The following is a 25,547-nucleotide window of genomic DNA, read 5'->3' as shown; positions in this document are numbered from 1 at the left end:
GCGCGCCCTGATTGCGAACCCGACCCCCAGGTCAGGGCGGGATTACGGATGCCGTATGGGGCGCGCGGGCCAGATGCGGTGACGGTTGATTCCGCTGTACCGATCGTAGCGCCGAATTCCCACAATGCCCCCTCACCTGCGGTTATACCGATATGGGCGATGTTAGCCACCCGGTAGCGTGCCGGGGGCTGACGGGTCCGGCAAACTCGATGCCGCCCGACCAGCGGGTTTCCCGAAAACCTTCGCGTGTCGCAAGTTTTCGTACCGCGTGTCGTCAGGTTCGGGTGCGGAAGTCGGTCAGCACCGCCCCCGAGGCGGTCGCGGTGATCGCGTCGATCCAGGGGGGAATCGGCACCGCCCGCGCGATGTAGTCGCGGACCAAACCGTATGGAATCGCCTTCACGGCCGCCTCGGCGATGGCCATCGCCTCACCCTCGGCCGACCCGAATTCGGCCACCACGGCGGCGCGCAGGGCGGCGTGCATACCGTCGTTGACGGACTCGATCGCGGCACGCAGATCGTCGGGCCCGATGCCGAGGAGTTCGTCGCGGTGGAACATCTTCATCGCCCGGGCCTCGGTGGGGTGTTCGCGGCAGTAGCGGGGCAGGAAGGTGGCCGCGGCGAGCAGCGGCGCGGGCCCGGTCAGGGCGGTGACGAACCCTTCGTGAAAGCGGCGGATCGACCGCAACCACAGCCGGGCGAGCAATTCGTCACGGGAGGCGAACCGCACATAGATCGAACCGGCGTGCACGCCGGCGGCCTGGCCGATGGCCGCGATGGTCGGCCGGGCGACGGCGGGGTCGGCGAGCAGGTCACGGGCGGCGTCGAGAACGTGATCGTCGGTGAACAACCGGGGTCTTGCCACCAGGTCAGCCTAGTGGCACAGTTTATGAATATGCATTCAATAACTAGGTTTCCGCTGGCCGGGGTGCTACTGATCTTCATCGGAGCCGTGCACACCGCGCTGGGCATCGCGATGTTCACCGTCGGCGATCAGGACGCGGAACTCACGTTCTGGTTCACCGAGTTCGGCGTGCTCGCCATCGGTTTCGGCATCGCGATGAGCGCGCTGGAACGCACCCTGGGGTACGTGCCGGGTGCGGTGCTGCTCGCACTCGCGGCGTGCACCGTGTTCGGCCTGGCCTTCATGCCCCTGTCGGGGTTCGTGACCGTGCTGGCACCCCTCGGAGTCGGCGGATTCGGCTGGTGGCGGGCCAGGAACACGCGGGTCGCGGCCTGAGGTCGATCCGGTGCCGTGCCGCGGTGCGCGCCCGGTGAAACGACGAGGCCGAGGTGGCGTTCGCCACCCCGGCCTCGTCGTCTACGTCTTCAGTTCTGCAGGAAGGCGAATTCCTCCCGCAGCTGAGCTGTCTTGTCACACAGCGCCGACACCGACGGCCCCGCGTTGAGGACCTCGCGGGACACGTTGGGCACGACGGCGGACAGGTTCGCCTCCGGCACCAGAGCGCGGATGGAGTCCGCTCCCCCGCCTTGGGCGCCGACACCGGGCATCAGGATCGGACCGTTGAGCGCCGACAGGTCCGGCGCTTCGGTCAGGGTCGCGCCGACGACCACGCCGACCGAGCCGAAGTCCGCACCGGCGTTGCGGGCCGCCGCCTCGTCGACCATCGTCTGCGCGACGGTGCGACCGTCGGCCGCGGTGATCCGCTGGAGTCGGGCCCCTTCGGGGTTCGAGGTCGCCGCGAGTACGAACACCCCGCGGTGATTGGCTTCGGCCAGTTTCAGCGCCGGGTCCAGCGAGCCGAACCCGAGGTAGGGCGACACCGTCACGGCATCGGAGCCCAACGGTCCGTCGGCGAGCCAGGCGTGCGCGTAGGCGTCCATGGTGGAGCCGATGTCGCCGCGCTTGGCATCGGCCAGCACCAGGGTGCCCGAGGCCCGCAGCACCGAGATGGTGCGCTCGAGCACCGCGATACCGCCGGAACCGTAGGTCTCGAAGAACGCGACCTGCGGCTTCACCAGAGCGACCCGGCCGTCGAACGCCTCGACACAGATCTCGGCGAAAGCCTCGAGCCCGTCGACGTCTTCGGTGAGCCCCCACGCCCGCAGCAGGGCGGGGTGGGGGTCGATACCGACGCACACGGGTCCGAACTGCCGCATCGCCTGCTGCAATCGGTGACCGAATGTCATGTCAGCCACGCAGTTTCGAGTGCAGTTCCTGCAGCGAACGCACCCCGATGCCACCGTTGATGCTCGCCTCGATGCCCTGCACCGCCGCGGCCGCGCCCTGCACGGTGGTGATGCACGGAATGTTGGCACCCACCGCGGCGGTGCGGATCTCGTAGCCGTCCACGCGGGGGCTCGAGTTGCCGTAGGGGGTGTTGAACACGATGTCGATCTCGCCGTCGCGGATCTGCTCCACGATGGAGGCCTCCGGCATACCGGTGGCCGGGTCGGTGGCATCCGGGTCGGAGTGCTTGCGCACCTGCTCGCACGGAATGCCGTTGCGGCGCAGGGTTTCCGCGGTGCCCGAGGTGGCCAGGATGCGGAAGCCCAGATCGTGCAGGCGCTTGATCGGGAACACCATGGCGCGCTTGTCGCGGTTGGCGATCGAGACGAACACCGTGCCCTCGACGGGCAGCGAACCGTAGGCGGCGGCCTGGCTCTTGGCGAAGGCGGTGCCGAAGTCGGCGTCGATGCCCATGACCTCACCGGTGGACTTCATCTCCGGGGAGAGCAGCGAATCCACGCCGGTGCCGTCGGCGCGACGGAACCGGAAGAAGGGCAGCACGGCTTCCTTCACCGCGACCGGCGCGTCCAGCGGCACGTGGCCGCCGTCGCCCTCGGGCGGCAGCATGCCTTCGGCGCGCAGCTCGGCGATGGTGGCGCCGAGCATGACGCGCGCACACGCCTTGGCCAACGGCACCGCGGTGGCCTTGGAGACGAACGGCACCGTGCGGCTCGCGCGCGGGTTGGCTTCCAGGACGTAGAGCACGTCGTCCTTGAGGGCGTACTGCACGTTGAGCAGTCCCTTGACGCCGATCCCCTTGGCCAGGGCGATGGTGGAGCGGCGCACGGCCTCGATGTCGCTGCGGCCCAGGGTGATCGGGGGCAGCGCGCACGCGGAGTCACCGGAGTGGATGCCGGCTTCCTCGATGTGTTCCATCACACCGCCGAGGAAGACCTCTTCGCCGTCGCACAGGGCGTCGACGTCGATCTCGATGGCGTCCTCGAGGAAACGGTCGACCAGCACCGGGTGCTCGGGGTTGAGTTCGGTGGCGCGGGAGATGTAGCCCTCGAGGGACTTCTCGTCGTAGACGATCTCCATGCCGCGTCCGCCCAGCACATAGGACGGGCGCACCAGCACCGGGTAGCCGATCTCGGCGGCGATCTTCTTCGCCTGCTCGACCGTGGTGGCGGTGCCGTACTTGGGCGCGGGCAGGCCGGCGGCGATGAGCACGTCACCGAATTCGCCGCGGTCTTCGGCCAGGTCGATCGCGGCCGCCGACGTGCCGACCACCGGCACACCGGCGTCGGTGAGCCGCTGCGCCAGCCCGAGCGGGGTCTGGCCGCCGAGCTGCACGATGACACCGGCGACGGTGCCCGACTCGGCTTCGGCGTGGTACACCTCGAGCACGTCCTCGAAGGTGAGCGGCTCGAAGTAGAGGCGGTCGGCGGTGTCGTAGTCGGTGGAGACCGTCTCGGGGTTGCAGTTGACCATCACGGTCTCGTACCCGGCGGCCGAGAGCGTCTGTGCCGCGTGCACACACGAGTAGTCGAACTCTATGCCCTGACCGATGCGGTTGGGGCCCGAACCCAGGATGATGACCTTCTCGCGCTCGCGCTGCGGTGCGACCTCGGACTCCGCACCGGGGTCCAGCTCGTAGGAGCTGTAGTGGTACGGGGTCTTGGCTTCGAACTCGGCGGCGCAGGTGTCGACGGTCTTGTAGACCGGGCGCACCCCGAGCCGGTGGCGCAGCGAACGCACACCCGCCTCACCGGCGAGTTCGGGACGCAGGGCGGCGAGCTGACGGTCCGACAGACCGTAATGCTTGGTGCGGCGCAGCAGATCCTCGTCGAGCACCGGCGCGTCGAGCACTTCCTGGCGCAGCTCGACCAGTCCGGCGACCTCGGCCACGAACCAGGGGTCTACACCGGAGGCGGCGGCGACTTCCTCGATCGAACCGCCGAAGCGCAGGGCCCGCTCGACCTGGTAGATGCGGCCCTCGGTGGGCACGCGCAGGTCGGCCAGGATGGCGTCGATCGCCGCGCGCACCGAGGCCGGATCGCTCGGATCCCGCGGCGCCCACTGACCGTCGTCGACGGTCCAGAAGCTGGTGGCCTTGGTCTCGAGCGAGCGCAGCACCTTGCCGAGCGCCTCGGAGAAGTTGCGGCCCATCGACATCGCCTCACCCACCGACTTCATGGTGGTGGTCAGCGTGGCATCGGCGCCGGGGAACTTCTCGAACGCGAACCGCGGCGCCTTGACCACGACGTAGTCCAGGGTCGGCTCGAAGCTCGCGGGGGTCTCGCCGGTGATGTCGTTGACGATCTCGTCGAGGGTGTAGCCGATGGCCAGTTTGGCCGCGATCTTGGCGATCGGGAAACCGGTGGCCTTCGAGGCCAGCGCGGAGGAACGCGAGACACGCGGGTTCATCTCGATGACGATCAGGCGACCGTCGGCCGGGTCCACCGCGAACTGGATGTTGCAGCCGCCGGTGTCGACGCCGACCTCGCGCAGGATCGCGATGCCCAGGTCACGCATCTTCTGGTATTCGCGGTCGGTGAGCGTCATGGCGGGGGCGACGGTGACCGAGTCACCGGTGTGCACACCCATCGGGTCGACGTTCTCGATCGAGCAGACGATGACCACATTGTCGTTGCGGTCGCGCATGAGCTCGAGTTCGAACTCCTTCCAACCGAGGATGGACTCCTCGATCAGCACGTTCGCCGTCGGCGAGGCCGACAGGCCGCCACCGGCGATGCGGTCGAGGTCGGCCTCGTTGTAGGCCATGCCCGAGCCGAGCCCGCCCATGGTGAACGACGGGCGCACGACCACCGGGTAACCGAGTTCGGCGACGGTCTCGCGGACCTCGTCCATGGTGTAGCAAACAGCGCTGCGGGCGCTCTCACCGCCGACCTTGGCGACGATGTCCTTGAACTTCTGCCGGTCCTCACCGCGCTGGATGGCGTCGAAGTCCGCGCCGATCAGCTCCACGTTGTACTTGGCCAGTACCCCGTTCTCGTGCAGGGCGACCGCGGTGTTGAGCGCGGTCTGGCCGCCGAGGGTGGCCAGGATGGCGTCGGGGCGTTCCTTCTCGATGACCTTCTCGACGAACTCCGGGGTGATCGGCTCGACGTAGGTGGCGTCGGCGAATTCCGGGTCGGTCATGATGGTCGCCGGGTTGGAGTTCACCAGCGAAACGCGCAGTCCTTCGGACCGCAGCACCCGGCACGCCTGGGTACCGGAGTAGTCGAATTCGCACGCCTGGCCGATCACGATCGGGCCAGAGCCGATCACCAGGATGTGCTTCAAATCCTCGCGACGAGGCATCAGGCTCCTTCCATGAGACCGGCGAAACGGTCGAACAGATATGCGGCGTCGTGCGGGCCTGCGGCGGCCTCGGGGTGGTACTGCACCGAGAAGGCGCGACCGTCGATCAGTCGCACACCCTCGACGGTGCCGTCGTTGGCGCAGATGTGGGAGACCTCGGCCTTGCCGAACGGGGTGTCGAACACCTCGCCCTTCTCGCCTTCGAGGGCGAAGCCGTGGTTCTGCGCGGTGATCGAGACCCGGCCGGTGCCCGCTTCGACCACCGGGATGTTGATGCCGCGGTGGCCGAACTTCATCTTGTAGGTGCTGCGGCCCAGCGCCCGGCCCAGGATCTGGTTGCCGAAGCAGATGCCGAACAGCGGGACCCCGCGCTCGAGCACACCCTGGGTGAGCGCGATCGCGCCGGTCTGGGTGGCCGGGTCGCCGGGACCGTTGGACAGGAACACCCCGTTCGGGTTCAGCGCGAGGATGTCGTCGAGGGAGGTGTTCGACGGCACCACATGGGTGCGCACACCGCGCTCGGCGAACATGCGCGGGGTGTTGGTCTTGATGCCCAGATCGACCGCGACGACGGTGAACTTGTGCTCGCCCGCCGGTTCGATCGTGTACATCGACTCGGTGCTGACCTCTTCGGCGAGGTCGGCGCCCAGCATCGAGGGCTGGCCGTTGACCCGAGCGAGGAGTTCTTCGTCGGTGGCCAGGGCGGCGCCGGAGAAGATGCCCGCCTTCATCGAACCGCGGGTACGCAGGTGGCGCACCACCGCGCGGGTGTCGATACCGGCGATGCCGACCACGTGCTGCTTGTCGAGCTGATCCTGCAGCGTGCCGGTGGCACGCCAGTTGGAGGTGACTCGGGAGGGGTCGCGCACGGCGTAGCCGGCGACCCAGACCTTGCCGGACTCGTCGTCCTCGTCGTTCCAGCCGGTGTTGCCGATCTGCGGGGCCGTGGCCACCACGATCTGGCGCGCGTAGCTGGGATCGGTCAGGGTTTCCTGGTACCCGGTCATCGCGGTGCAGAACACCGCTTCACCGAGCGTCTGGCCCTCGGCACCGAAGGCGGTACCGCGGAACACGCGGCCGTCCTCCAGCACCAGAGCTGCCTTCGTATTGTTCATTCGTCGTCTCCCGTCGTCACCCTGGTCGCATCCGCTGTTCCGGTCGTACCGGCGGTCCAGGCCGGGTACACCGTTTTGTCGTCGCCGCGGAATCCGGTATCGATCTCGGTTCCGGTCGGCAGTGTCCAGCGAATTACCAGCACACCATTGTCTGTCATCACTTTGCCCGCGTGTCCGCGCTCGGTGCGCACGGCCGTCACGGATTCCTGCGGAATCCAGATCGGCGTCGCCCCGTCGCGTTCGAGCAGGATTCCGCGTTCGAACCGCGTCAGTTCGGCGGTCGCCCGGAATCCCAGGTCACCGACCGCGACCCGGTGCTGCCAGCTGGGCGCGAAAGTGCTGCCCAGGTAGAGGCCGGTGGTCGGTTCCAGTAGTTGGGCGCCCAGTTCGGCAGGCACCGTCGGCAGTTCACCGATCTGTGACTGCTGGCGCGAGGCCTTCTTCTGCCAGGCCCGGTACATCAACCACACGCACAGTACGAATACTGCCAGCAGCCCCAGTACCCACAGTGTTCTTTCCACGTCCTGGCCTCCCTAGATCCCGACCGCCTTGCCCTCGCGGGCAGTTACCCGACCGCGCAGCACGGTGGCTGTGACCTCGGCCGGGAACGTCATGTCCTCGAACGGTGTGTTGTTCGAGATGCTCGCCAGTTCGGCGCCGCGCACCGTCCACTCGGTGTCGGGGTCGATCAGCGTGAGATTGGCCGGTTCACCGACGGCGATCGGGCGGCCGTGGTCGTCGAGGCCGACGATCGCGGCGGGCTGCTCGCTCATCACTCGCGCCACACCGCGCCAGTCGAGCAGGCCGGGCCGGACCATCGTCGCCACGATGATCGACAGCGCGGTCTCCAGGCCGAGCATGCCGGGGCGGGCGGCGGCGAACTCGCAGCACTTGTCCTGTTCGGCGTGCGGGGCGTGGTCGGTGGCGACACAGTCGATCACACCGTCGGCCAGTGCCTGCCGCAGGGCGGTGACATCGGCGGATTCGCGCAGCGGCGGATTCACCTTGTTGACCGCGTCGTAGGTTTCCAGGCGGGAGTCGTCGAGCAGCAGGTGGTGCGGGGTGACCTCAGCGGTGATCGAAATACCCTGGGACTTGGCCCATTTCACCAGTTCGACGGTGCCCGCGGTGGAGGCGTGGCAGATGTGCACCCGGGCGCCCGCGTCGCGGGCCAGCAGTGCGTCACGCGCGACGATCGACTCCTCGGCGGCGCGCGGCCAGCCCTGCAGGCCCAGGCGCGCGGCATTGGCGCCCTCGTGGGCGATGGCCCCCTCGGTCAGGCGCGGTTCCTCGGCGTGCTGGGCGATGAGCACGCCCAGAGAGTTCGCGTATTCGAGGGCGCGGCGCATGATCAGCGGGTCGTAAACGCAGTGACCGTCGTCGGAGAACATCCGGACCTGGCCGACGCCCGCGGCCATGGTGCCCATCTCGGCGAGCTGCCTGCCGGCCAGCCCCACGGTGACCGCGCCGACCGGGAACACGTCGACGAGGCCGACCTCCTGGCCGCGGCGCCACACGTGGTCGGTGATGACCACCGAGTCGGCGACCGGGCTGGTGTTGGCCATCGCGAACACCGCGGTGTATCCGCCCAGCGCCGCCGCGGCGGAACCGGTCTCGATGGTCTCGGTGTCTTCGCGGCCGGGTTCACGCAGGTGGGTGTGCAGATCGACGAAGCCGGGCAGCAGAATCTGGCCGTTGCCCTCGATCACCTCGGCGTCGTCGCGAGCCGTGATGCCCGGGCCGATATCGGCGATGACGGCGTCGCGCACCAGCACGTCGACCGGCTCGCCCTCGCCGTAGGGCTTGACGTTCTTGATCAGCAGCTCACTCATACCGTTTCCTCCTGGCCGACGAGCAGCCGGAACAACACGGCCATTCGCATGTGCACTCCGTTCGACACCTGTTGCAGCACAGCGGCTTTCGGCGAGTCCGCCACCGCGGACGCAATTTCCATGCCGCGCAGCATCGGGCCGGGGTGCAGCACCACCGCGTCGTCGTCGAGCAGCGCGAGCCTGCGCTCGGACAGTCCGTAGTTGATCGAGTACTCGCGCGCCGACGGGAAGAACCCGCCGTTCATCCGCTCGGCCTGCACCCGCAGCATCATCACCGCGTCGGCGCCGGGCAGTTCGGCGTCGAGGGAGGTCGAGACCCGGCACGGCCAGGACTCGACCCCGACCGGCAGCAGGGTACGCGGCGCGACCAGCACCACTTCGGCGCCGAGCGTGTCGAGCAGCAGCACGTTCGAGCGCGCGACCCGGCTGTGCAGGATGTCGCCGACCAGCACGACGCGCTTGCCCTCGACGTCACCGAGGCGCTGACGCAGAGTCAGCGCGTCGAGCAGGGCCTGGGTGGGGTGCTGGTGGGTGCCGTCGCCCGCGTTGATGATCGAGGGCGCGACGGTGTTCTCCTCGCGGGCCCACTGCTCCATCCAGCGCGCGATCTGGTGCGCGGCGCCGGAGGCGGGGTGGCGCACGATCAGCGCGTCGGCGCCGGCCGCGTGCAGGGTCAGCGCGGTGTCGCGCAGCGATTCACCTTTGGAGACAGAGGAACTCGACGCGCTCACATTGATCACGTCGGCGCTCATCCACTTACCGGCGACCTCGAAGGACACCCGGGTGCGAGTGGAGTTCTCGTAGAACACCGTCATCACGGTGCGGCCCCGCAGCGTCGGCAGCTTCTTCACCTCGCGGCCCAGCAGGGCCTGTTCGAAACGTTCGGCTTCGTCGAGGAGTTCGGTGGCGGTGCCGCGATCCAGGTCGGCGACCGTCAGCAGATGCTTCACGCCGCCACCCCACCGATGCGGTCGCTGCGCGCGCTCATGCTTTCGCCTCCTGATGCAGGTACACGCCGTCGTGTCCGTCGTGTTCGGTCATCAGCACCGAGATGTCCTCGGCGCGTGCGGTCGGCACGTTCTTGCCCACGTAGTCGGCGCGGATCGGCAGTTCCCGGTGACCACGGTCGACGAGGACAGCCAGCTGTACCGCCCGGGGGCGACCCAGGTCACGCAGGCCGTCGAGGGCGCTGCGCACGGTGCGACCGGAGAACAGCACGTCGTCGACGAGGACCACCAGGCAGTTCTCTATCCCGCCGTCGGGCACCGAGGTGCGCTCGAGCGGGCGGTGCGGGCGGCTGCGCAGATCGTCGCGGTAGAGAGTGATGTCGAGGGAACCGAGCGCGGGGCGCACACCGGAGAATTCCTCGATCTTGTCCGCCAACCGGTTCGCCAGCGTGGTGCCTCGGGTGGGGATGCCCATGAGAACCACTCGTGGTGCGTCGGCGTCGCCGGAATCCAGGGCGGTCTTCTCGATGATCTGGTGCGCGATACGCGCCACGGTGCGCTGCACATCCGACGGCGACAACAATTCGCGCCCGGCCGCCACCCACTCCGGGGTGTGCCGCTGCGATGTTTCGCTCACCTGCCCACCTCGCTGGCGCTCGGCGGACAGGTGCGCGATGCGCGCTGTGTTGATGGTTCGCTCGCACGCTCGCTCACGCCGGTTCCGGCCGCCCGTTCGGGCACAGCCATGCCGACCTCCTTCCCCGCCTCACCGGACGGTCCGTTAAAGGATGTCTCACTCGCCGGCCAGCTTATCAGCGCCTCCCGCACCCTTTGACCAGCTGGGCCCGCCTGTGAGCACTGCCACGCGGCCGGCTCGCGCCGTACCGTCGCGGCCGCGATCACAGGAAGGTGGAATGCCCTGGCGGCGCCGGTGATTCGCGGGCCGGGTGACACACTCCGGACTGGGCTGCGTGATCGCGTTCACGCGAGGCGGATCGGCGCTCTTGCCGAACGGTGCGCCGTTCACCGCGCCGAGGGCCAGGTCGCCGTCTCGGGGTCCAGGCCGTGTGCGCGGGCACCGGCGTAGACGATGTCGCGGAGCCAGGTGGTGAGGCCGGGTGCGATGGCCTCGTAGAAGGCGGTGTAGCCGGGATCGTGCACGTAGCTGCGGGCCAGGCAGACCTGCATCGCGAGCGTGCAGTCGAAATAGACCGAAAGGGTGGCGCGGTGGCGTTCGGCGAGCGCGTCGGCGGCGGGACTACCCGGCGCGACGCCCGCGCGCAGCGCTTCGGCCAGATCCGCGTGCAGCACCGTGAGGTCGTCGGCGATCCGCTGCCAGTCCTGTGGCGTCCGGGTCGCGGCGCGTTCGGCGTACTGGGTCCACTCGGGAGTCTCGCCCCACCGCTGCCGTGCCTGCTCGATCCACGACGGTTCCCACTCGTCGCCGAAGATCGCGATCTGCTCCTCGGCCGAGAGCAGAATGCCGGCTTCCCTGGCCTCGATCATGCGGTCGAGTGCCTCGGCCATCCGCCGCAGACGATCCAGCCGCGTGCGCAGTTCGTCGCGCTGATTACGCAGCGAGACAACGGCATCGGCGGCCGGCGCGTCTAGCAGGGTGCCGATCTCGTCGAGCGGCACCCCGATCTCGCGGTAGACCAGCACGCGGTGCGCGCGGGCCAGGTCGGGCGCGGTGTAGAGGCGGTAGCCGGCGCCGGTGCGCTCGGAGGGGCGCACCAGGCCGACCGCGTCCCAGTGGTGCAGTGTGCGCGTGGTGACGCCGAGCAACCGGGCCGCGGCGCCGACGGTGCGTGGCTGGGTGGTCACCTCGCCCAGTCTGCCCGGTCAGGGCGCTTCGATGCCGATCGACCGCAGGTGCGCGGCCTCGGGGCTGTCCGGATCGAGGGGGCGGGCCGCGGTCATGACCACCCGGGTGTTCTCGGGAGTGATGATCTCGAGTTCGACCGAGTTCCACGGCTTCACCTGCGGACCGGTGGTGCATCCGGGCACCAGGCTCTCGCAGGCCTCGGCGATCGCATCGATCTGGTCGAGCACGCACGAGAAGCTCACCGTCGCCCCCGACGGTTCCGCCGCGGGCGAGCCCGGCACGAGCAGGACGTCCTGGAACGCCCAGCGCCGCAGGTGTGTCAGCTGCTGCGGAACCGAGAACAGGTCGAAGAAGCCGAGCCCGCGGATCCAGAAGTCGACCGAGGCGGCGAGGTCGGTGGTCGGCAGAATCACGAACATCGGCATGCCGTAGAGGCCGCGGAAGGGTTCGGGGGCGACGGCATCGGGGCCGGGCACCGGGACAGGGCTGAGGTCGAAGGCTGGGTAGGTCATGACACCGATCGTCGACCCTGACGTAACGTGAGGGTCAAATCCTGCCCGGTCCGGTCGGAGCCGGACCGGGCGGTGGATCAGTCGGCCAAGGCGCCGGCGAACATCCCCGGCTCGTAGGATCCCGCCGGCGTACGCGCGATCACATTCATCCGGTTGGCTGCGTTGATCAACGCGATCGTCGCGATCAGGGTGGCGATCTCGTCGTCGTCATAGTGTTCGCGCACCGCGTCCCAGGTCCGGTCGGACACACCACCGGCCGCGTCGGCGATCCGGGTCGCCTCCTCGGTGAGGGCCAGCGCGGCCCGCTCCGCCTCGGTGAACACGGTGGCTTCGCGCCAGGCCGCGACCAGGTGCAGCCGCACCGCCGATTCACCGGCGACGGTGGCGTCCTTGGTGTGCATATCGGTGCAGGCGCCGCACCCGTTGATCTGGCTGGCCCGCAGGCTGACCAGCTCCCTGGTCGCCTTGGGCAGCGTCGACTGTTCGAGCACCAGCGCCGCCGCGGCGAACCGCTTGGCGAAGGAGGTGGCGAGCGTGTTGGCCAGCATGTCGAATCGGGCGTTCATGATGTGTTCCTCACTCGGGTCGGGATGGATGCACACAAGACGCGGGTGGGTGCGCGGACGTGACACCCTGGACCTGTGACACACCCCACGGCGCCGAGGTGTCACAACGCGGCGCCGGGCGGCGTCTGGTGAGCGACCCCGAGTGCCGACAGACAAGGAATCACCCGTGAGCATGGACTCCGCCACCGAGGCCTTCGTCGCCCATCGCAATCTGCTGTTCACCGTGGCCTACGAGATGCTCGGCTCGGCCGCCGACGCCGAGGACGTGCTGCAGGAAACCTGGCTGCGCTGGGTCGACGTCGACCACGACACGGTCCGTGACCACCGCGCCTACCTGGTCAGGATCACCACCCGCCAGGCGCTGACCCGGCTGCGCACGATGGGGCGGCGCCGGGAGAACTACGTGGGCTCGTGGCTACCCGAGCCGCTGCTGACCACCCCCGACGTGGCCGAGGACGTCGAACTGGCCGACAGCGTGTCGATGGCGATGATGCTGGTGATGGAGACTCTCGCCCCGGTCGAACGCGCCGTGTTCGTGCTGCGTGAGGTGTTCGACCTGGGCTACGACGAGATCGCCGCGGCGGTCGACAAGACCCCCGCCGCGGTCCGCCAGATCGCGCACCGCGCCCGCGCGCACGTCGCCGCCCGCCGCCCACGCGGGGGCGTGTCGTCGGAGCAGAGCCGCAGCGCGCTCGCCGCCTTCGCCCGGGCCGTCGAAACAGGCGACCTGCAAACCCTGGTCGACCAGCTCGCCCCCGATGTCGTGCTGCTCGCCGACGGCGGCGGGATCGTCAAGGCGGTGGTACGCCCGATCGCCGGGGCCGACAAGGTCGCCCGGCTGCTGGCAGCGGGCCTGCCACGGCTGACCGGCACCGTCACCACCGACCTGGTGCAGCTCAACGGCGGCCCCGCCCTGATCGTGCGGATCGACGGCGTGGTCGACAACGTGGTCGCCATGCGCCTCGACGACGGCGCGATCACGGGCCTCTACGTCGTGCGAAATCCGGAGAAGCTGTCGCGAATCGGTCAGGAAACCGCCGTCACCCGTTGATCGGGCCACACAGGCCGTACACCCTTGCGGTCCACTCCGCACAGAATCTCCACACGCGACCCCACGAACGTCCACCTCGCGCCGATACGTTGTGCTCGACGACATAGAGCGAGAGGATGAGATGGACGCAGTGGCGGTCGGGCTCTGCTGGGCGCGGTTTCGGAGAGTGCGTTACGGCATCGCGGCCGTGTTGGCGATCGCCGGTGCGCTGCTGTGGACGATGCAGGCACTCGGCGCGTGGCTGCAATCGCAGGAAGGTAAGTGGCAGCACAGCGACTACCTCGCGTTCGGCAGCACCACACTCGACGCAGACGACCTGCTGACAATGCTCAGCAGGGCAAGCCTGCTGGTCGCCGCGTTGCTCGGCTGGGGCACGGTATCGCTCCTGCTGGGCCTACCGTCCGGCCGCCCCGTGCTGCTCACGGGGGCATGGCTGGTGGTGCTGGGCCAGTTGTTCGCGGCCGTACTTGCGTGGATCCCGGTCAACGCCTTCTACCATCACTCCCCCGCCAACCTCGTGTTCCTGACTCCCTTGGTCACCTTCCCCTTACTGCTGATCCTGTGCCTGACCAATCGTCGGCCGCGGCTGCGAAGACAGAGCACCAAGGCCGACTGACAAGGTCCCTCGCGCCGCAGAGCTGCGGCGAGCTGTAAGCGCGCGCGGTCCCTGCGGACCGAACTCCTCGGCGAGTTCACCGGAACCACGCTATCGAACATACATTCGAATACACGCTAGGATGGGAGTCATGTCGCTGCCCCTGCAAGGTTCACTGTTCGACGGTGATGCGGTCGGCCTGGGTTCGATCGAGACGATCCGGCGGACCCGGCTCGACGCGTCGAGCTGGGTCGATACGCTGCCCGGCTGGCTCAGCGGGGCGAGTGAGCTGTTCGAGCGACTGGCCGAGCGGGTGCCCTGGCATGCCGAGCGCCGGCCGATGTACGACCGGGTGGTGGACGTGCCGCGGTTGGTGTCGTTCTTCGGGGAGAACGATCCACTGCCGGACCGAATTCTGGTCGAGGCGCGAGCAGCGTTGAACGACCGTTACGCCACCGAACTCGGTGAACCGTTCCGGACGGCGGGCTTGTGTTTCTACCGCGACGGGCGCGACAGCGTGGCCTGGCACGGTGACACGATCGGCCGTGGCGCCACCCACGACACGATGGTCGCGATCATCTCGGTCGGCGCGGCCCGTGCACTGCTGTTGCGGCCGCGCGGCGGCGGCGAGAGCGTGCGGTTCACGGCCGGCCACGGGGACCTGCTGGTGATGGGCGGAGCGTGCCAACGCGCATGGGAACACGCGGTGCCGAAGACGGCGCGCCCGGTCGGTCCCCGCATCAGCATCCAGTTCCGGCCACGTGGCGTGCGGTGACTCAGCACACCCGTCCTTGACCTGAACAACGGTTGAGGGCCCAGAGTCGTCCACATGAGCACGAACAGGACGCAGGCTCCGATCGTCGAGGACGACAGCGTGGACCACGCCGCCGATATCGCGGCCATCCGCCAGATCATCGCCGATACCCAGACCGGGTACAACACCAACGATGCCGACCTCATGACCGCACAGTTCACCGCGAACGCGGTGGTGGGCAACGCGGTCGGCATGGTGATCAGCGGACGCGACGCACTGCTCGAGTCGAACCGGCGCGGGCTGGCCGGATTCCTGCGGGACGAGTACGTCCGATACGACGTCGTCGAGGTGAGCTTCCTGCGCCCGGACGTGGCCATCGCACACAAAACGGCGCGCGCCACCACCGCCGAAGGCACCCTGCTCGACCCCGAACCGGCGATGGTCGCGCTGTACGTGCTGGTCCGGCAGGACGGCAAGTGGTGGACCGCGGCCCGGCAGAACACCTTGGTGCCCTCGGCGGACTGAACCCGACCGGACCGGCTTCGTCCGACCGGGAACACGGCGTGGCCGGGATTCGCGCCGACCGACGCGCAGCGCGTCCGGCAGCCCGCTCCGACCACGGACCGAAGCGGCCACTTTTGATCGAATCCCGTTCTGCGGCTGCGTCTTCGCTGATACTCGATGGGACGGAGCAGTGCGGACCAAGCGGGGGTGGCCGAGATGACGTCGGGTAATGATCACGAATTTCTGCGCCTGCGAGCGGAAGGGGTGCTCGCGGCGAGCGTCGGTGAACTGCCGGGGCGGCGGCGAGGGGTCTACACCGCATTGCTGTTGGCGGGACGACAGCGGTGGCGGCTGCTGATGCACCGCACACAGCCCGCACCGGCCGGTCGGTGCGATGCGCTGCTGGTCGGACCGGGTGGGGTGTTCGCCCTCTCGGTGGTCGAGGAGTTGCCGGGCGAGGAACTGATCCGGCGGCTACGCGCGCACGCCGAGCAGTTGTTCACGAGCGTGGCGATCGGGCCGAATCGCAACGAATTCGTCCGCGAAACAGTCGAATCGGTGTTCGTGCTGCCACCCGGGCGGCGGGCAACGGGCGACGGCCGGTTCGTGGTCGTCACCGATGCGACGGTACGCACGCTGCCGGCCCGACGGTCGGTGATACCGGCCCGGCTGGCCGGTGAACTCGCCGCGCACACCGCCCGCCGCCACGCCGACTACCAGCCGATTCCGCAGCTCGAGCCGGTGGCGACAGCCGCCGACACCGGTGGACTGCTGGATGTGGAGACGCTGCGGACCGACCACATCGCCGGCGCGCTTGCCAAACCTTTCCCGACGTGGCCGGCATTCCTCGACCCGGCCCAGCTCGCGTTGGTCACCCGCAACCACAACGGGCCCGCGCGGATCGTAGGTCCGGCCGGATCGGGCAAGACTGTGCTGGCGCTGCACCGGATGGCGCACCGCGCCCGGCGCAGCACCGGGCGGCTGCTGTTCACCACGCTGGTGAAGAGTTTGCCACCGTGCCAGGAGTCGGCGTTCGCGCGATTGCTGCCGGACTCGGCCGGCCGTACGGAGTTCAAGAGCCTGCACTCGTGGGCACAGGCGTTTCTGGCCGAGCGTGGGATCGCACGAAAGATGGAACTCACGCGCGCTGACACCGCGTTCAATCTCGCCTGGGCCCGCATCGGCAAATCCGGTCCGCTGGCGGGGATCTCGACGGATCGATCCTACTGGCGCGAGGAAGTCGACCGAGTGATCAAAGGGCGTGGACTGCCCGCCACCGACGCCGGGTTCGACGGGTACGCCGAGGTGGATCGCCGGGGTCGGCGAGTGTCGTTGCGTACCGGTCAACGCCGACATGTGTGGGAGCTGTACCGGGCCTATGAGTCGTACCGGACCCAGCGGCAGTGCTTCGACGGAAACGACATCATCACCGCCGCCCTCGACGAACTGCGCGCACGCCCGCTACCCAGGCCGTACGCGATGGTCGTGGTCGACGAAATGCAGGACATGACCGTGCAGAGTGTGCGCCTGGTGCACGCACTGACCGGCGACGAACCGAACGCGCTGCTGTTCGTCGGCGACCACCAGCAGCAGATCTACGCGGGAGGTTGGCGGTTCATCGACGCGGGGGTCAGCATTGTGGGCCGCAGCGAGAAGCTGACCAGGAACTACCGCAACCGGCGGGCGGTGTTGACCCTCGCGGCGAGCCTGCCGGGCGCTCACCCCGTCGACGACCTCGACACCGAGGAACGACAGAGCCTCGATCTCACCGACGCCGCGCTACCGGACGGGTTCGCCGAGCAGCGGTCCTGCACGCGAGCGGACTTGCCCGAACAGATCCGCCGCCAGCTGGAACACATCGTGCGACAGGGCATTTCGCTCTCGGAAACAGCGATCATCACGACCACCAACGCAGAAGCCGACGCCATGTTGCGCCAGTTGTACCGGTGGCGGATCGCCGCGCAGAAGCTCGTGGAGTACCGCTGCGCCGACACCGACAGCGGCGTCAAGGTCGGCACTGTCTACCGCGCCAAGGGTTTGGACTTCCGGGCGGTGATCCACCCGTTCCCCGAACTCGCACCGCCGCGCACCGATGCCGAGATCGAACGCCGTGAGTTGCTCCGGCGCCAGCAGTTCGTCGCCGTGACGAGGGCTAGAGATTACGTCTGGCTGGGCATTGTGCGCGACTGAGACGACCGCGCCGACATGGCGGATTGTCGGTGGCCGGCCGTAGGATTCCGGGCATGGGGAGTCAACTTTGGCCGCGTGCCCGGTCGGTCCGGTACCGGTGACGCGTCGAAATCCGGGAGCGCGGCGGTGAAAGCACTGTTTTACGTTGCCGGCAATAGTGTTCGGGAACGAGTTTCGGTTTCGGTGCGGCTAGTGGAGGCCGTATCCTGACAACAGTCCGCAATCGGGTGCACAGGGGGTCGTGGTGATCGTCGTCGTCGCGGACGAGACCGAACTCGAAGGCGCAGAACAGATCGTCGGTGCGGCGATCCGCGACCCGGCGTTGCGCGCGGGCGGTGTGGCCGTGTTCCGCTGCCATGTGCCGGAGAACCGGGGCGGATCGGTCGAGGTCGACGCACTGGTCTGCACCCCACAGACGGTGACCATCGTGGAGGTGAAGGGATTCACCACACGCCAGGAGGGCACCCTCGCCACCCCACCCAACGGGCCGTGGACCATCGACGGCGAACCGGCCGCGCTGTATCACGCCGCACGGGTACCGAACCCGTTCGTCCAGGTGCGCAGGCAGGTGTTCGCGGCGAAAAGCCTGCTGCAACAGACCGGGATCTTCGGCTGGGTGAACGCGGTGATCGCCTTGGTTCCCCAGCCCGGCGCGCAGATCACCATCGAAGAAACCCGCATCGCCGACGGGTACCGGGCAGTCCTCGTCGACCGCGACGACCCGAGCGCCCTGCACGGCTACTTCGACGCTGAGACCGGGCGCACCGTCCGGCTCAGCGTCGACGACGTGGGCCGGGTCTTCGCGGCACTGAACCTCGGCCATCTGCTGCCGGCTCCGGAGGCTTTGACCGCGCAGGGCTTTCCCCTCGCGCTCGACCCCGCGGTAACCGGCCGACCCGCGGCACCGCCGGCCGTGGAGATGGCAAAGACGTCCGTATCCGACACCCGGACAACACAATCCGCCGCCACGGGAACCGAGACGGCGGTCCGCGGCGGCTCGCGGGGAACCCCGAGCGGCCCGCAGTCACCGACTCCCGCCTTCCTGGCCGCGATCGACCGGCTCGCACACCGGCCGCGCCCCGAAGTGCTGCAGCGGCTGGAGAGCTCGTCTTCGGGCGGACACAGTTCCTCACCGGCACGGATCCGGGGCGACGGAGCCGACACAGATATTCGCACCGCTGATGCCACCGATCGTACGGATGCCGAGGCCGAGCAGGTCGTCCGCGACGACGTCGCGGTCGATGCCGAGCAGAGCGAACTCGCCGACACCACCGCCCGCGACGCTGCGGTGTCCGGGGATTCCGAGCCCGGCATCGTCCACCGGGATCACGATGAGGTCGACGTGTCGGCCGATGAGGACGCCCCAGAAGCCGAGCGAGCCTTCCCGGCAACATCGCTCACGAAAGCCGGTTCGGCACCCGTCGCACCCGCGGCAAGCGTTGGCGCACTGCGGACATCGCCTGCTGACACTCATTTCGACAGCAATCAGCCCGACCCCGAACTGTGGTCCGGCGCAGCCGGGAACGACACTCGTTTCGACCCGGCGATGAGCACATTCACCACGGACGCGGGTGATGACCATCCGCGTCCGCTACTTCCCGACTACGACGAACCCACACCGCCGATCACCGAAACAACGGAACATCGCCGCGAACCCGCGTCCGAAGAAGATCAGTCCGGTGCCGAATCCCCGCCCCCCGGGCCCGGCCACATCAGCACCACTACGGCGACCGCACGCCCCGGGCATTACGGCGAGCCCGTCGCCAGCAGCGCTGCTCCCACACTCGGTGCCACCGGGGCGAGTTCGGCGAGCCGATCCCCCGAGACGGCACCGCCACGTCCGGAAACCGGACCACCCGAGGATGATTCGGAACATTGGTCCGAATGGGTCGACAGTGAGCGAGCCCCACATCGCCGGTCCCTGCTGAGCCGGCTGCGCGAACGCGCGAACGAAGTGAAGACCGGCCCCTCGCTGCGACAGCGGTGGCAGAACCGGCCCGTCCGGGAGGACAGTGCACCGCGTCGCACATTGCGGATCGGGCCCGGTGTCGGCTTGCTGCTGTTCATCGCGCTGTTCGGAGCCGGGTTCTTCGCGATCACGCTGGTACAGGCGAGCGGATTCGAGATGTCGGACTACGACCGCATGTGTGGCGAGGACAAGAAGCCGTTTGCGAATGCCGCGCCGTACCAGCGCGACGGTGCGCGCCCGATCTACCTGTCCGGCGCCCTCACGACAATGGTCCGCGCCGACGACTCCAGCGCGTGGAACCCGAAAGACCCGTCATCGGTACAGCTCATCGCCTGTATGCGGCAGCTCGAACTGCGCGATCTGGTGCAGACCTGCCAATACGGTCCGGCACCGGATGAGCCGGTCGGGCGCACCGTCAACCTGTTCCGCGCGACCTACGAGATCGTCGTCTACGAATTGCGCACCGGCCGCGAAGTGGCCAAAGCGACCATGCTCGGCGAACGCTATTCCGCCGATCCTGCCAACACCGATCCCGACCGCTGCCGCGCCGCTGCCGACGCCCCCGACTACCTCGGCCGCCGGCTGGGCCAACCCTCGGCGGCCCAGCTCACCGGCTTCCTCACTCCCCTGGTCCACGCTGCCCGCTGAACCACTTGACCTGAAGCGCACTCGAGGTAGCAGGATCGTCTGGTGCCCAGCGCACACCCGACACCGCGCCACCCGGCGCCGGTCGCGCCTCCGCCGGTCCCACGTACACCCACCGGCGGAGGCCGTCGGGGACACTCACACGCACAGCCGCACTTTCATGGCGAAAGTGCGGCTGCCGGAAGGGTTCACACCGAGACGGTGATCTCCCATTCGTGGATCGTCAGTTCCGCGGCACCGGTGGTGTGCAGCGGGTCCGCGTGCGCGATCTGCGTTGCGCCGTCGAGGCTTTCGGCCAGCACGATGTAGGCGCCGCCGGATCCGTCGGTGAAACCGCCGCTCTCCTGCAGTTGCCCGTCGGCGAGCAGTTCCCGCAGGAAGTCGCGATGCGGTTCGATGACCGACGCGTCGAAAGCCTGGGTCCGCGCGACCAGCACGAGGTACTTCGCCATACTCAGGCGTCCGGTTCCGGCCGGGGGGCGCGGGTGGCGGCCGCGGCGGCGCGCACCTGCGGTGCCACCTGCACGACCTGGCCGAGCACCCCGTTCACGAACGACGGGGAATCGTCGGTGGACAGCTCCTTGGCCAGCTCCACCGCCTCGTCGACCGCGACGACCGGCGGGACATCGCCGGCGTGGAACAGCTCCCACACCGCGATCCGCAGAATCGCCCGGTCGACGGCGGGCAGCCGTCCCAGCGTCCAGTCCTGCAGATACGACTCGATGGTGCCGTCGACCCGATCGAGGTCGTCGGCCACGCCCTCGACGAGGGTGTTGGTGTAAGGGTGCACCGGGGCCACGCTCTGGTCGCGGGTCGCCAGATCGGCGCGCTCGGCGAGCAGGTCGGAGACGTCGACGTCGCGCGCCTCCGCTTCGAACAGCATGTCCACCGCGCGGCGGCGCGCCTTGTGGCGTGCGCCGAGCTTCTTGTACGAGCCCTTTTTGTCTGCCGAGGAGTCCGCCACGATCAGCTGTTGACGCGGCCGAGGTAGTTGCCGTCGCGCGAGTCGATCTTCAGCTTGTCACCGGTGTTGATGAACAACGGGACAGACACCTCGGCGCCGGTTTCCAGGGTGGCGGGCTTGGTGCCACCGGTGGACCGGTCGCCCTGCAGACCGATGTCGGTGTGCTTCACGACGAGTTCGATGGTGACGGGCAGCTCCACGAACAGCGGCACGTCCTCGTGCACGGCGACCTGCACACCCATGTTCTCCAGCAGGAAGCGCGCGCCCTGACCGATGGTGGACTCCGCGATGGCGATCTGGTCGAAGGTGTCACCGTCCATGAAGATGTAGTCGGTGCCGTCGTGGTAAAGGTAGGTCATGTCGCGACGGTCCACGGTCGCGGTCTCGACCTTGACACCCGCGTTGAAGGTCTTGTCGACAACCTTGCCGGACACGACGTTCTTCAGCTTGGTCCGCACGAACGCGGGGCCTTTACCCGGCTTCACGTGCTGGAATTCGACGATCTGCTGAAGCTGACCATCGATTTTCAGCACAAGGCCGTTCTTGAAGTCGCTGGTGTCCGCCACTGTCTTCGGATCTCCTCGTTCGTTTACTGCGTGTCTGGGGACTGTCGTCACTCGACGACGGTCAGGTCCTTGCTGGTGAGGGTGAGCAGTTCCGGGCCCCCTTCGCGCACCACGAGCGTGTCCTCGATCCGGACCCCGCCGCGGCCGGAAAGGTACACACCTGGTTCGACGGTCACCGCCACGCCAGCAAGAAGTGTACCGGTACCGGTTTTCGCGACTCCGGGCGCTTCGTGGATCTGCAGCCCGACGCCGTGGCCGAGCCCGTGCAAGAACTGCGCGCCATAACCCGCGTCCTCGATCACCTCGCGCGCGGCGGCGTCGACTTCGGCGGTCTTCGCGCCCGGCTTCAGCGCCTCCCGACCTGCCCGTTGCGCGCGCGCGACCAGGTCGTAGATCTCACGCTGCCAGTCGGCCGGCGCTCCCAGGACCAGGGTGCGGGTCATATCGGAGTGGTAGCCGGCGACGACGGCGCCGAAATCGAGTTTCACGAAGTCGCCCGCGGTCAGTACCGCGCCGGTCGGGCGGTGGTGCGGGACGGCCGAATGCGGGCCGGCGGCGACGATGGTCTCGAACGAGATCGCCTCGGCGCCGTGTTCGAACATCGCCCACTCGAGGTCGCGCGCGACCTGGCGTTCGGTCCGGCCCGGGCGCAGCAGTCCGCGCTCGAGCAACGAGGCCAGGCCCGCATCGGCGGCCGCGCACGCCGCCCGCAGCTGGGCCACCTCGTACTCGTCCTTCACCATCCGCAGCTGTTCGACCAGACCGGAGGTCGGTACCAGCTGCAGGCCGGTGCGCAGCGCCAGGAACGACTCGTGCTGGGCGAAGGTGACCACGTGGCCCTCGAAGCCGACCCGCCCCAGCTGCCATTCACCGGCGAGTTCGATGACGCGGCGCGTGGTGGCCCGGGAGATCTCGGCGGCCAGGTCGGGCACCTGCTCGGTCACCTGGGTGATGTAGCGGCCGTCGGTCCCGATGATGGTGCGGTCCTCGGCGCCGCGCATGTCCCACGAGTGCACGAGCAGCACGGCATTGGAGCCGGTGAAGCCGGTCAGGTAGCGGATGTTCACGAGGTCGGTCACGAGCAGCGCGTCGACGCCGTTCTCCACCAGCAGGCTCCGCAGCGCGCCCCGCCGTGCCGCGTGATCGGGTCCCGTGTTGTCAGCACACATGTGTCAACGCTACCGCTCGACCACCGACACGTCGGCACCGAACTCCGCAGTTGCCCAACTCGGGCGCGTCCGCCGGTTCACCGGGCCGACGGCGGGGTGGGCGTTGCGCGGCAACACTTCTGGACAGCACGGTGTCCACATACCGCGCAGTTGTCCACATTCGGCGCGCGGGCCTGGTTCCGGAGGTCGCGGCCCCGCACGATCGAGACATGACCACTGCCGCGTTCTGCCTGCTCATCGCCTGGTGTCTACTCCTCGGCGTCATCGACATCCACGCCCGCCGACTGCCCAACGCGCTCACCGGCGCCGGTGCGGTCACGGTGTTCCTCTACGCACTGCACACCGACCAGTTGGCGAGCGCGGTGATCGGTGCCGCGCTGCTCACCATGCCGTATCTGGTGACCCACCTCGTCTCCCCCGTCGCACTCGGGGCCGGCGATGTGAAACTGGCGGTCGCGCTGGGGGCGGCGGCCGCGCTCGCCGGATCCAGCGCCTGGACCTGGGCCGCGATCGCCGCGCCCGTGCTCACCGCCACGGCCGCCGCGGTGGTGCTGGCCCGGCGGTGGCTGCGCACGGCGCTGTCCGGTGCCGCCGGGGCCACGCGCCACGACCCGGCGCAGCGCCTGGTTCCACACGGGCCGGCGATGTGTCTGGCCACGGTGACGGCGATGGCTCTGGCATGAGCGGCAGCGCGACACGCCGAACCGGTCACGGCCCGGGTACCCGGACCCCGATGCTGGTCGGTAGCGCTCCGGTGTGGCCGGGTCAGAGCACCGGTCGCCACCGTTCGGCCCCACGATGGGGCGACGTGCCGCTCGTCACGTCGGACCGCATGCCCGGTGGCACCCGTCGACATGGGAAGATGGTCGGCGTGTTGCGCTGGATAACCGCCGGAGAATCCCATGGTCCCGCTCTCGTCGCCCTCCTGGAAGGGATGGTCGCCGGAGTCGAGGTGACATCGGACGATGTCTCCGCACAGCTCGCGCGCCGACGGCTCGGTTACGGGCGCGGCGCCCGGATGAAGTTCGAGGCCGACAAGGTCACCCTCGTCGGCGGCGTGCGCCACGGCCGCACCATGGGTGGACCCGTCGCCATCGAGGTCGCCAACTCGGAGTGGCCGAAGTGGACCGAGGTGATGTCGGCCGACCCGGTCGACGAGGCCGCGCTGGCCGGCATGGCGCGCAACGCGCCGCTCACCCGGCCGCGCCCCGGTCACGCCGACTACTCCGGCATGCTCAAGTACAACTTCGACGACGCCCGCCCGGTGCTCGAACGGGCCAGTGCCCGCGAGACCGCCGCCCGCGTGGCCGCCGGAACCGTGGCCAGGAACTTCCTGCGCCAGGCCTTCGGGGTCGAGGTGATCTCGCATGTGGTGTCGATCGGCGCCGCCGCCAACGCCACCGGGGTGACCCCCGGCCCGCACGATCTCGATGCCATCGATGCCAGCCCGGTGCGCGCGTTCGACACCGAGGCCGAAGCGGCGATGATCGCCGAGATCGAAGCCGCCAAGAAGGACGGCGACACCCTCGGCGGCGTCGTCGAGGTGATCGTGGACGGCCTGCCGATCGGGCTCGGGTCCTTCGTCAGCGGTGAGCAACGTCTCGACTCGCGCCTGGCCGCGGCCCTCATGGGCATCCAGGCGATCAAGGGCGTCGAGGTGGGTGACGGCTTCGAAACCGCGCGCCGCCGCGGCAGCCTGGCCCACGACGAGATGCGCCCCGGCCCCGACGGTGTGCTGCGCTCGACCAACCGCGCGGGTGGTCTGGAAGGCGGCATGACCAACGGTGAGGCGCTGCGGGTGCGCGCCGCGATGAAGCCGATCTCGACGGTGCCGCGTGCGCTGTCGACCGTGGACATGTCCAGCGGCGAGGAAGCCGTCGCCATCCACCAGCGCTCCGATGTGTGCGCGGTGCCGGCCGCCGCCGTGGTCGCCGAGTCCATGGTGGCACTCGTGGTGGCGCAGGCCGCGCTGGAGAAGTTCGGTGGCGACTCGCTGACCGAGACCGTCGACAACATCACCAGCTACGTCAAGCGGATCGGCAGCCGTCCCCACGTGCCAGCGGACAGCCGCACGTCGTGACCGAGCAGGGGCACGAGGGAACCGCGCGCGACGCGGCCCCCTCGGCGAGGACCGATGCCCCCGGCGCGCACCGCACCGAGCTGGCCGGCGACTCCCCGCACACGCCGCGCGCGCGGGTGGTTCTGGTCGGGCCGCCCGGCTCGGGCAAGTCCACCATCGGACGCAAGCTGGCCAGGGAACTCGGCGTCGAGCTGTACGACACCGACGCCGGGATCGAGTCCGACACCGGCCGCAGCATTCCCGACATCTTCGCCACCGACGGTGAACCGGAGTTCCGCCGGATCGAAGAGCAGGTGGTGCGCCGCGCCGTGCTCGAACACGACGGTGTGGTCTCCCTCGGCGGCGGATCGGTGCTCTCGGAGCGCACGCGGCGCGTGCTGCGCGGCGCCACCGTGGTCTACCTGGAAATCAGTGTGGGCGAAGGGCTGCGGCGCACCGGCTCGAGCAATGCCCGCCCGTTGCTCAACGGCACCGACCCCGGCGCCCGGTACCGCGAGCTGATGAAGCAGCGCCGCCCCCTCTACAAGGAGGTGGCCACGGTGCGCGTGCGCACCGACGGGCGAAGCCCGGGACGGGTGGTGCGGATGATCCTGTCCAGGCTGGGCCTGGAATCGGTACGCGCCGATCTCGGTGCCGCTCAGGGCGCCGCCACGGCCGGTGCCGGGGCGCCCACCAGCCGACCCGGGATCGGCAGCAACCGTTCCAAGGCGCGCCGGCGCGCCAGAGCCAGGGCCGCCGCCGCCCGCCG

The 25,547-nt window shown here is 69.0% G+C and carries 24 protein-coding genes and 1 pseudogene; 10 read left to right on the top strand and 15 right to left on the bottom strand.

What is annotated here, in order from left to right; all coding sequences use genetic code 11:
* Window positions 1–274: 274 nt before the first annotated feature.
* Window positions 275–865 carry a TetR/AcrR family transcriptional regulator gene (locus ACFO5K_RS05945; RefSeq protein WP_378556957.1) on the bottom strand — a complete coding sequence of 197 codons (591 nt, stop codon included), beginning with the start codon at window positions 863–865 and terminating at the stop codon, window positions 275–277.
* Window positions 866–895: 30 nt separating this feature from the next.
* Here ACFO5K_RS05945 and ACFO5K_RS05940 point away from each other — a divergent pair, with 30 nt between their 5' ends.
* Window positions 896–1,240 (top strand): DUF6463 family protein, encoded by a 345-nt coding sequence (locus tag ACFO5K_RS05940; protein WP_378556954.1) that lies wholly within the window; start codon window positions 896–898, stop codon window positions 1,238–1,240.
* An 89-nt stretch (window positions 1,241–1,329) separates the two neighbouring features.
* On the opposite strand, the gene pyrF is transcribed toward ACFO5K_RS05940, so the two are convergent.
* The 10 genes from pyrF to ACFO5K_RS05890 form a co-directional block, all read right to left on the bottom strand.
* The gene (pyrF, locus tag ACFO5K_RS05935; protein WP_378557671.1) at window positions 1,330–2,151 is read right to left on the bottom strand and encodes an orotidine-5'-phosphate decarboxylase; all 822 of its coding nucleotides are present in this window, start codon (window positions 2,149–2,151) and stop codon (window positions 1,330–1,332) included.
* A 1-nt stretch (window position 2,152) separates the two neighbouring features.
* Window positions 2,153–5,515 carry a carbamoyl-phosphate synthase large subunit gene (gene carB, locus ACFO5K_RS05930; protein ID WP_378556943.1) on the bottom strand — a complete coding sequence of 1,121 codons (3,363 nt, stop codon included), beginning with the start codon at window positions 5,513–5,515 and terminating at the stop codon, window positions 2,153–2,155.
* A complete protein-coding gene (carA, locus tag ACFO5K_RS05925) occupies window positions 5,515–6,630 on the bottom strand; it encodes a glutamine-hydrolyzing carbamoyl-phosphate synthase small subunit (protein ID WP_378556940.1) in 1,116 nt (371 codons plus the stop codon). The genes carB and carA overlap by 1 nt, the downstream gene beginning before the upstream one ends.
* Window positions 6,627–7,151 (bottom strand): PH-like domain-containing protein, encoded by a 525-nt coding sequence (locus ACFO5K_RS05920; protein ID WP_378556938.1) that lies wholly within the window; start codon window positions 7,149–7,151, stop codon window positions 6,627–6,629. Before ACFO5K_RS05920 ends, carA begins: the two co-directional genes overlap by 4 nt.
* A gap of 12 nt (window positions 7,152–7,163) precedes the next feature.
* Window positions 7,164–8,462 carry a dihydroorotase gene (locus ACFO5K_RS05915; protein ID WP_378556936.1) on the bottom strand — a complete coding sequence of 433 codons (1,299 nt, stop codon included), beginning with the start codon at window positions 8,460–8,462 and terminating at the stop codon, window positions 7,164–7,166.
* Window positions 8,459–9,412, bottom strand: coding sequence for an aspartate carbamoyltransferase catalytic subunit (locus tag ACFO5K_RS05910; RefSeq protein ID WP_378556933.1), 954 nt, complete (start codon window positions 9,410–9,412; stop codon window positions 8,459–8,461). The genes ACFO5K_RS05915 and ACFO5K_RS05910 overlap by 4 nt, the downstream gene beginning before the upstream one ends.
* Before the next feature lie 34 nt (window positions 9,413–9,446).
* On the bottom strand, window positions 9,447–10,046 hold the full coding sequence (pyrR, locus tag ACFO5K_RS05905; RefSeq protein WP_378556930.1) for a bifunctional pyr operon transcriptional regulator/uracil phosphoribosyltransferase PyrR: 600 nt from the start codon (window positions 10,044–10,046) through the stop codon (window positions 9,447–9,449).
* Window positions 10,047–10,432: 386 nt separating this feature from the next.
* On the bottom strand, window positions 10,433–11,233 hold the full coding sequence (locus ACFO5K_RS05900) for a MerR family transcriptional regulator (RefSeq protein ID WP_378556927.1): 801 nt from the start codon (window positions 11,231–11,233) through the stop codon (window positions 10,433–10,435).
* A gap of 18 nt (window positions 11,234–11,251) precedes the next feature.
* The gene (locus ACFO5K_RS05895; RefSeq protein ID WP_378556924.1) at window positions 11,252–11,746 is read right to left on the bottom strand and encodes a VOC family protein; all 495 of its coding nucleotides are present in this window, start codon (window positions 11,744–11,746) and stop codon (window positions 11,252–11,254) included.
* A gap of 77 nt (window positions 11,747–11,823) precedes the next feature.
* On the bottom strand, window positions 11,824–12,312 hold the full coding sequence (locus tag ACFO5K_RS05890) for a carboxymuconolactone decarboxylase family protein (protein WP_378556921.1): 489 nt from the start codon (window positions 12,310–12,312) through the stop codon (window positions 11,824–11,826).
* Window positions 12,313–12,484: 172 nt separating this feature from the next.
* Between ACFO5K_RS05890 and ACFO5K_RS05885 the strand changes: the two genes are divergently transcribed.
* The 6 genes from ACFO5K_RS05885 to ACFO5K_RS05860 all read left to right on the top strand — a co-directional run bounded on the left by ACFO5K_RS05885 (window position 12,485) and on the right by ACFO5K_RS05860 (window position 20,023).
* The gene (locus tag ACFO5K_RS05885) at window positions 12,485–13,363 is read left to right on the top strand and encodes an RNA polymerase sigma-70 factor (protein WP_378557668.1); all 879 of its coding nucleotides are present in this window, start codon (window positions 12,485–12,487) and stop codon (window positions 13,361–13,363) included.
* A 121-nt stretch (window positions 13,364–13,484) separates the two neighbouring features.
* On the top strand, window positions 13,485–13,979 hold the full coding sequence (locus tag ACFO5K_RS05880; protein WP_378556919.1) for a hypothetical protein: 495 nt from the start codon (window positions 13,485–13,487) through the stop codon (window positions 13,977–13,979).
* Window positions 13,980–14,109: 130 nt separating this feature from the next.
* Window positions 14,110–14,733 (top strand): alpha-ketoglutarate-dependent dioxygenase AlkB, encoded by a 624-nt coding sequence (locus tag ACFO5K_RS05875; protein ID WP_378556916.1) that lies wholly within the window; start codon window positions 14,110–14,112, stop codon window positions 14,731–14,733.
* Window positions 14,734–14,787: 54 nt separating this feature from the next.
* Window positions 14,788–15,237: an SgcJ/EcaC family oxidoreductase gene (locus ACFO5K_RS05870; protein ID WP_378556912.1), complete on the top strand. Its 450-nt coding sequence runs from the start codon at window positions 14,788–14,790 to the stop codon at window positions 15,235–15,237.
* Window positions 15,238–15,432: 195 nt separating this feature from the next.
* Entirely contained in the window at window positions 15,433–17,406 is a 1,974-nt protein-coding gene (locus ACFO5K_RS05865) for a UvrD-helicase domain-containing protein (RefSeq protein ID WP_378556909.1), read from the top strand.
* A 244-nt stretch (window positions 17,407–17,650) separates the two neighbouring features.
* Window positions 17,651–20,023 carry an NERD domain-containing protein gene (locus ACFO5K_RS05860; protein WP_378556906.1) on the top strand — a complete coding sequence of 791 codons (2,373 nt, stop codon included), beginning with the start codon at window positions 17,651–17,653 and terminating at the stop codon, window positions 20,021–20,023.
* A gap of 185 nt (window positions 20,024–20,208) precedes the next feature.
* On the opposite strand, the gene ACFO5K_RS05855 is transcribed toward ACFO5K_RS05860, so the two are convergent.
* The 4 genes from ACFO5K_RS05855 to ACFO5K_RS05840 are packed head-to-tail and all read right to left on the bottom strand — an operon-like array spanning window position 20,209 to window position 22,719.
* A complete protein-coding gene (locus ACFO5K_RS05855) occupies window positions 20,209–20,472 on the bottom strand; it encodes a YciI family protein (RefSeq protein WP_378556903.1) in 264 nt (87 codons plus the stop codon).
* Between the two features lie 2 nt (window positions 20,473–20,474).
* Window positions 20,475–20,984, bottom strand: coding sequence for a transcription antitermination factor NusB (gene nusB, locus ACFO5K_RS05850; RefSeq protein WP_378556900.1), 510 nt, complete (start codon window positions 20,982–20,984; stop codon window positions 20,475–20,477).
* Between the two features lie 2 nt (window positions 20,985–20,986).
* Window positions 20,987–21,550, bottom strand: a complete 564-nt coding sequence (gene efp / locus ACFO5K_RS05845; RefSeq protein WP_378556897.1) for an elongation factor P — start codon at window positions 21,548–21,550, stop codon at window positions 20,987–20,989.
* Between the two features lie 47 nt (window positions 21,551–21,597).
* Entirely contained in the window at window positions 21,598–22,719 is a 1,122-nt protein-coding gene (locus tag ACFO5K_RS05840) for a M24 family metallopeptidase (RefSeq protein WP_378556894.1), read from the bottom strand.
* Window positions 22,720–22,928: 209 nt separating this feature from the next.
* On the opposite strand from ACFO5K_RS05840, the gene ACFO5K_RS05835 reads away from it, so the two are divergent.
* The 3 genes and pseudogenes from ACFO5K_RS05835 to ACFO5K_RS05825 all read left to right on the top strand — a co-directional run.
* Entirely contained in the window at window positions 22,929–23,402 is a 474-nt protein-coding gene (locus tag ACFO5K_RS05835) for a prepilin peptidase (RefSeq protein ID WP_378556891.1), read from the top strand.
* A gap of 188 nt (window positions 23,403–23,590) precedes the next feature.
* A complete protein-coding gene (aroC, locus tag ACFO5K_RS05830; RefSeq protein WP_378556888.1) occupies window positions 23,591–24,799 on the top strand; it encodes a chorismate synthase in 1,209 nt (402 codons plus the stop codon).
* Window positions 24,800–24,879: 80 nt separating this feature from the next.
* Window positions 24,880–25,401 (top strand): annotated as a pseudogene (locus ACFO5K_RS05825) (shikimate kinase); the annotation flags it as partial.
* Window positions 25,402–25,547 lie beyond the last annotated feature (146 nt).

Origin of the sequence: Nocardia halotolerans (assembly GCF_042650145.1) — a bacterium.
Lineage (GTDB): Bacteria > Actinomycetota > Actinomycetes > Mycobacteriales > Mycobacteriaceae > Nocardia > Nocardia halotolerans.
The sequence above is the reverse complement of the archived record's forward strand: the minus strand, read 5'-3'. Positions and strand labels throughout refer to the sequence as shown.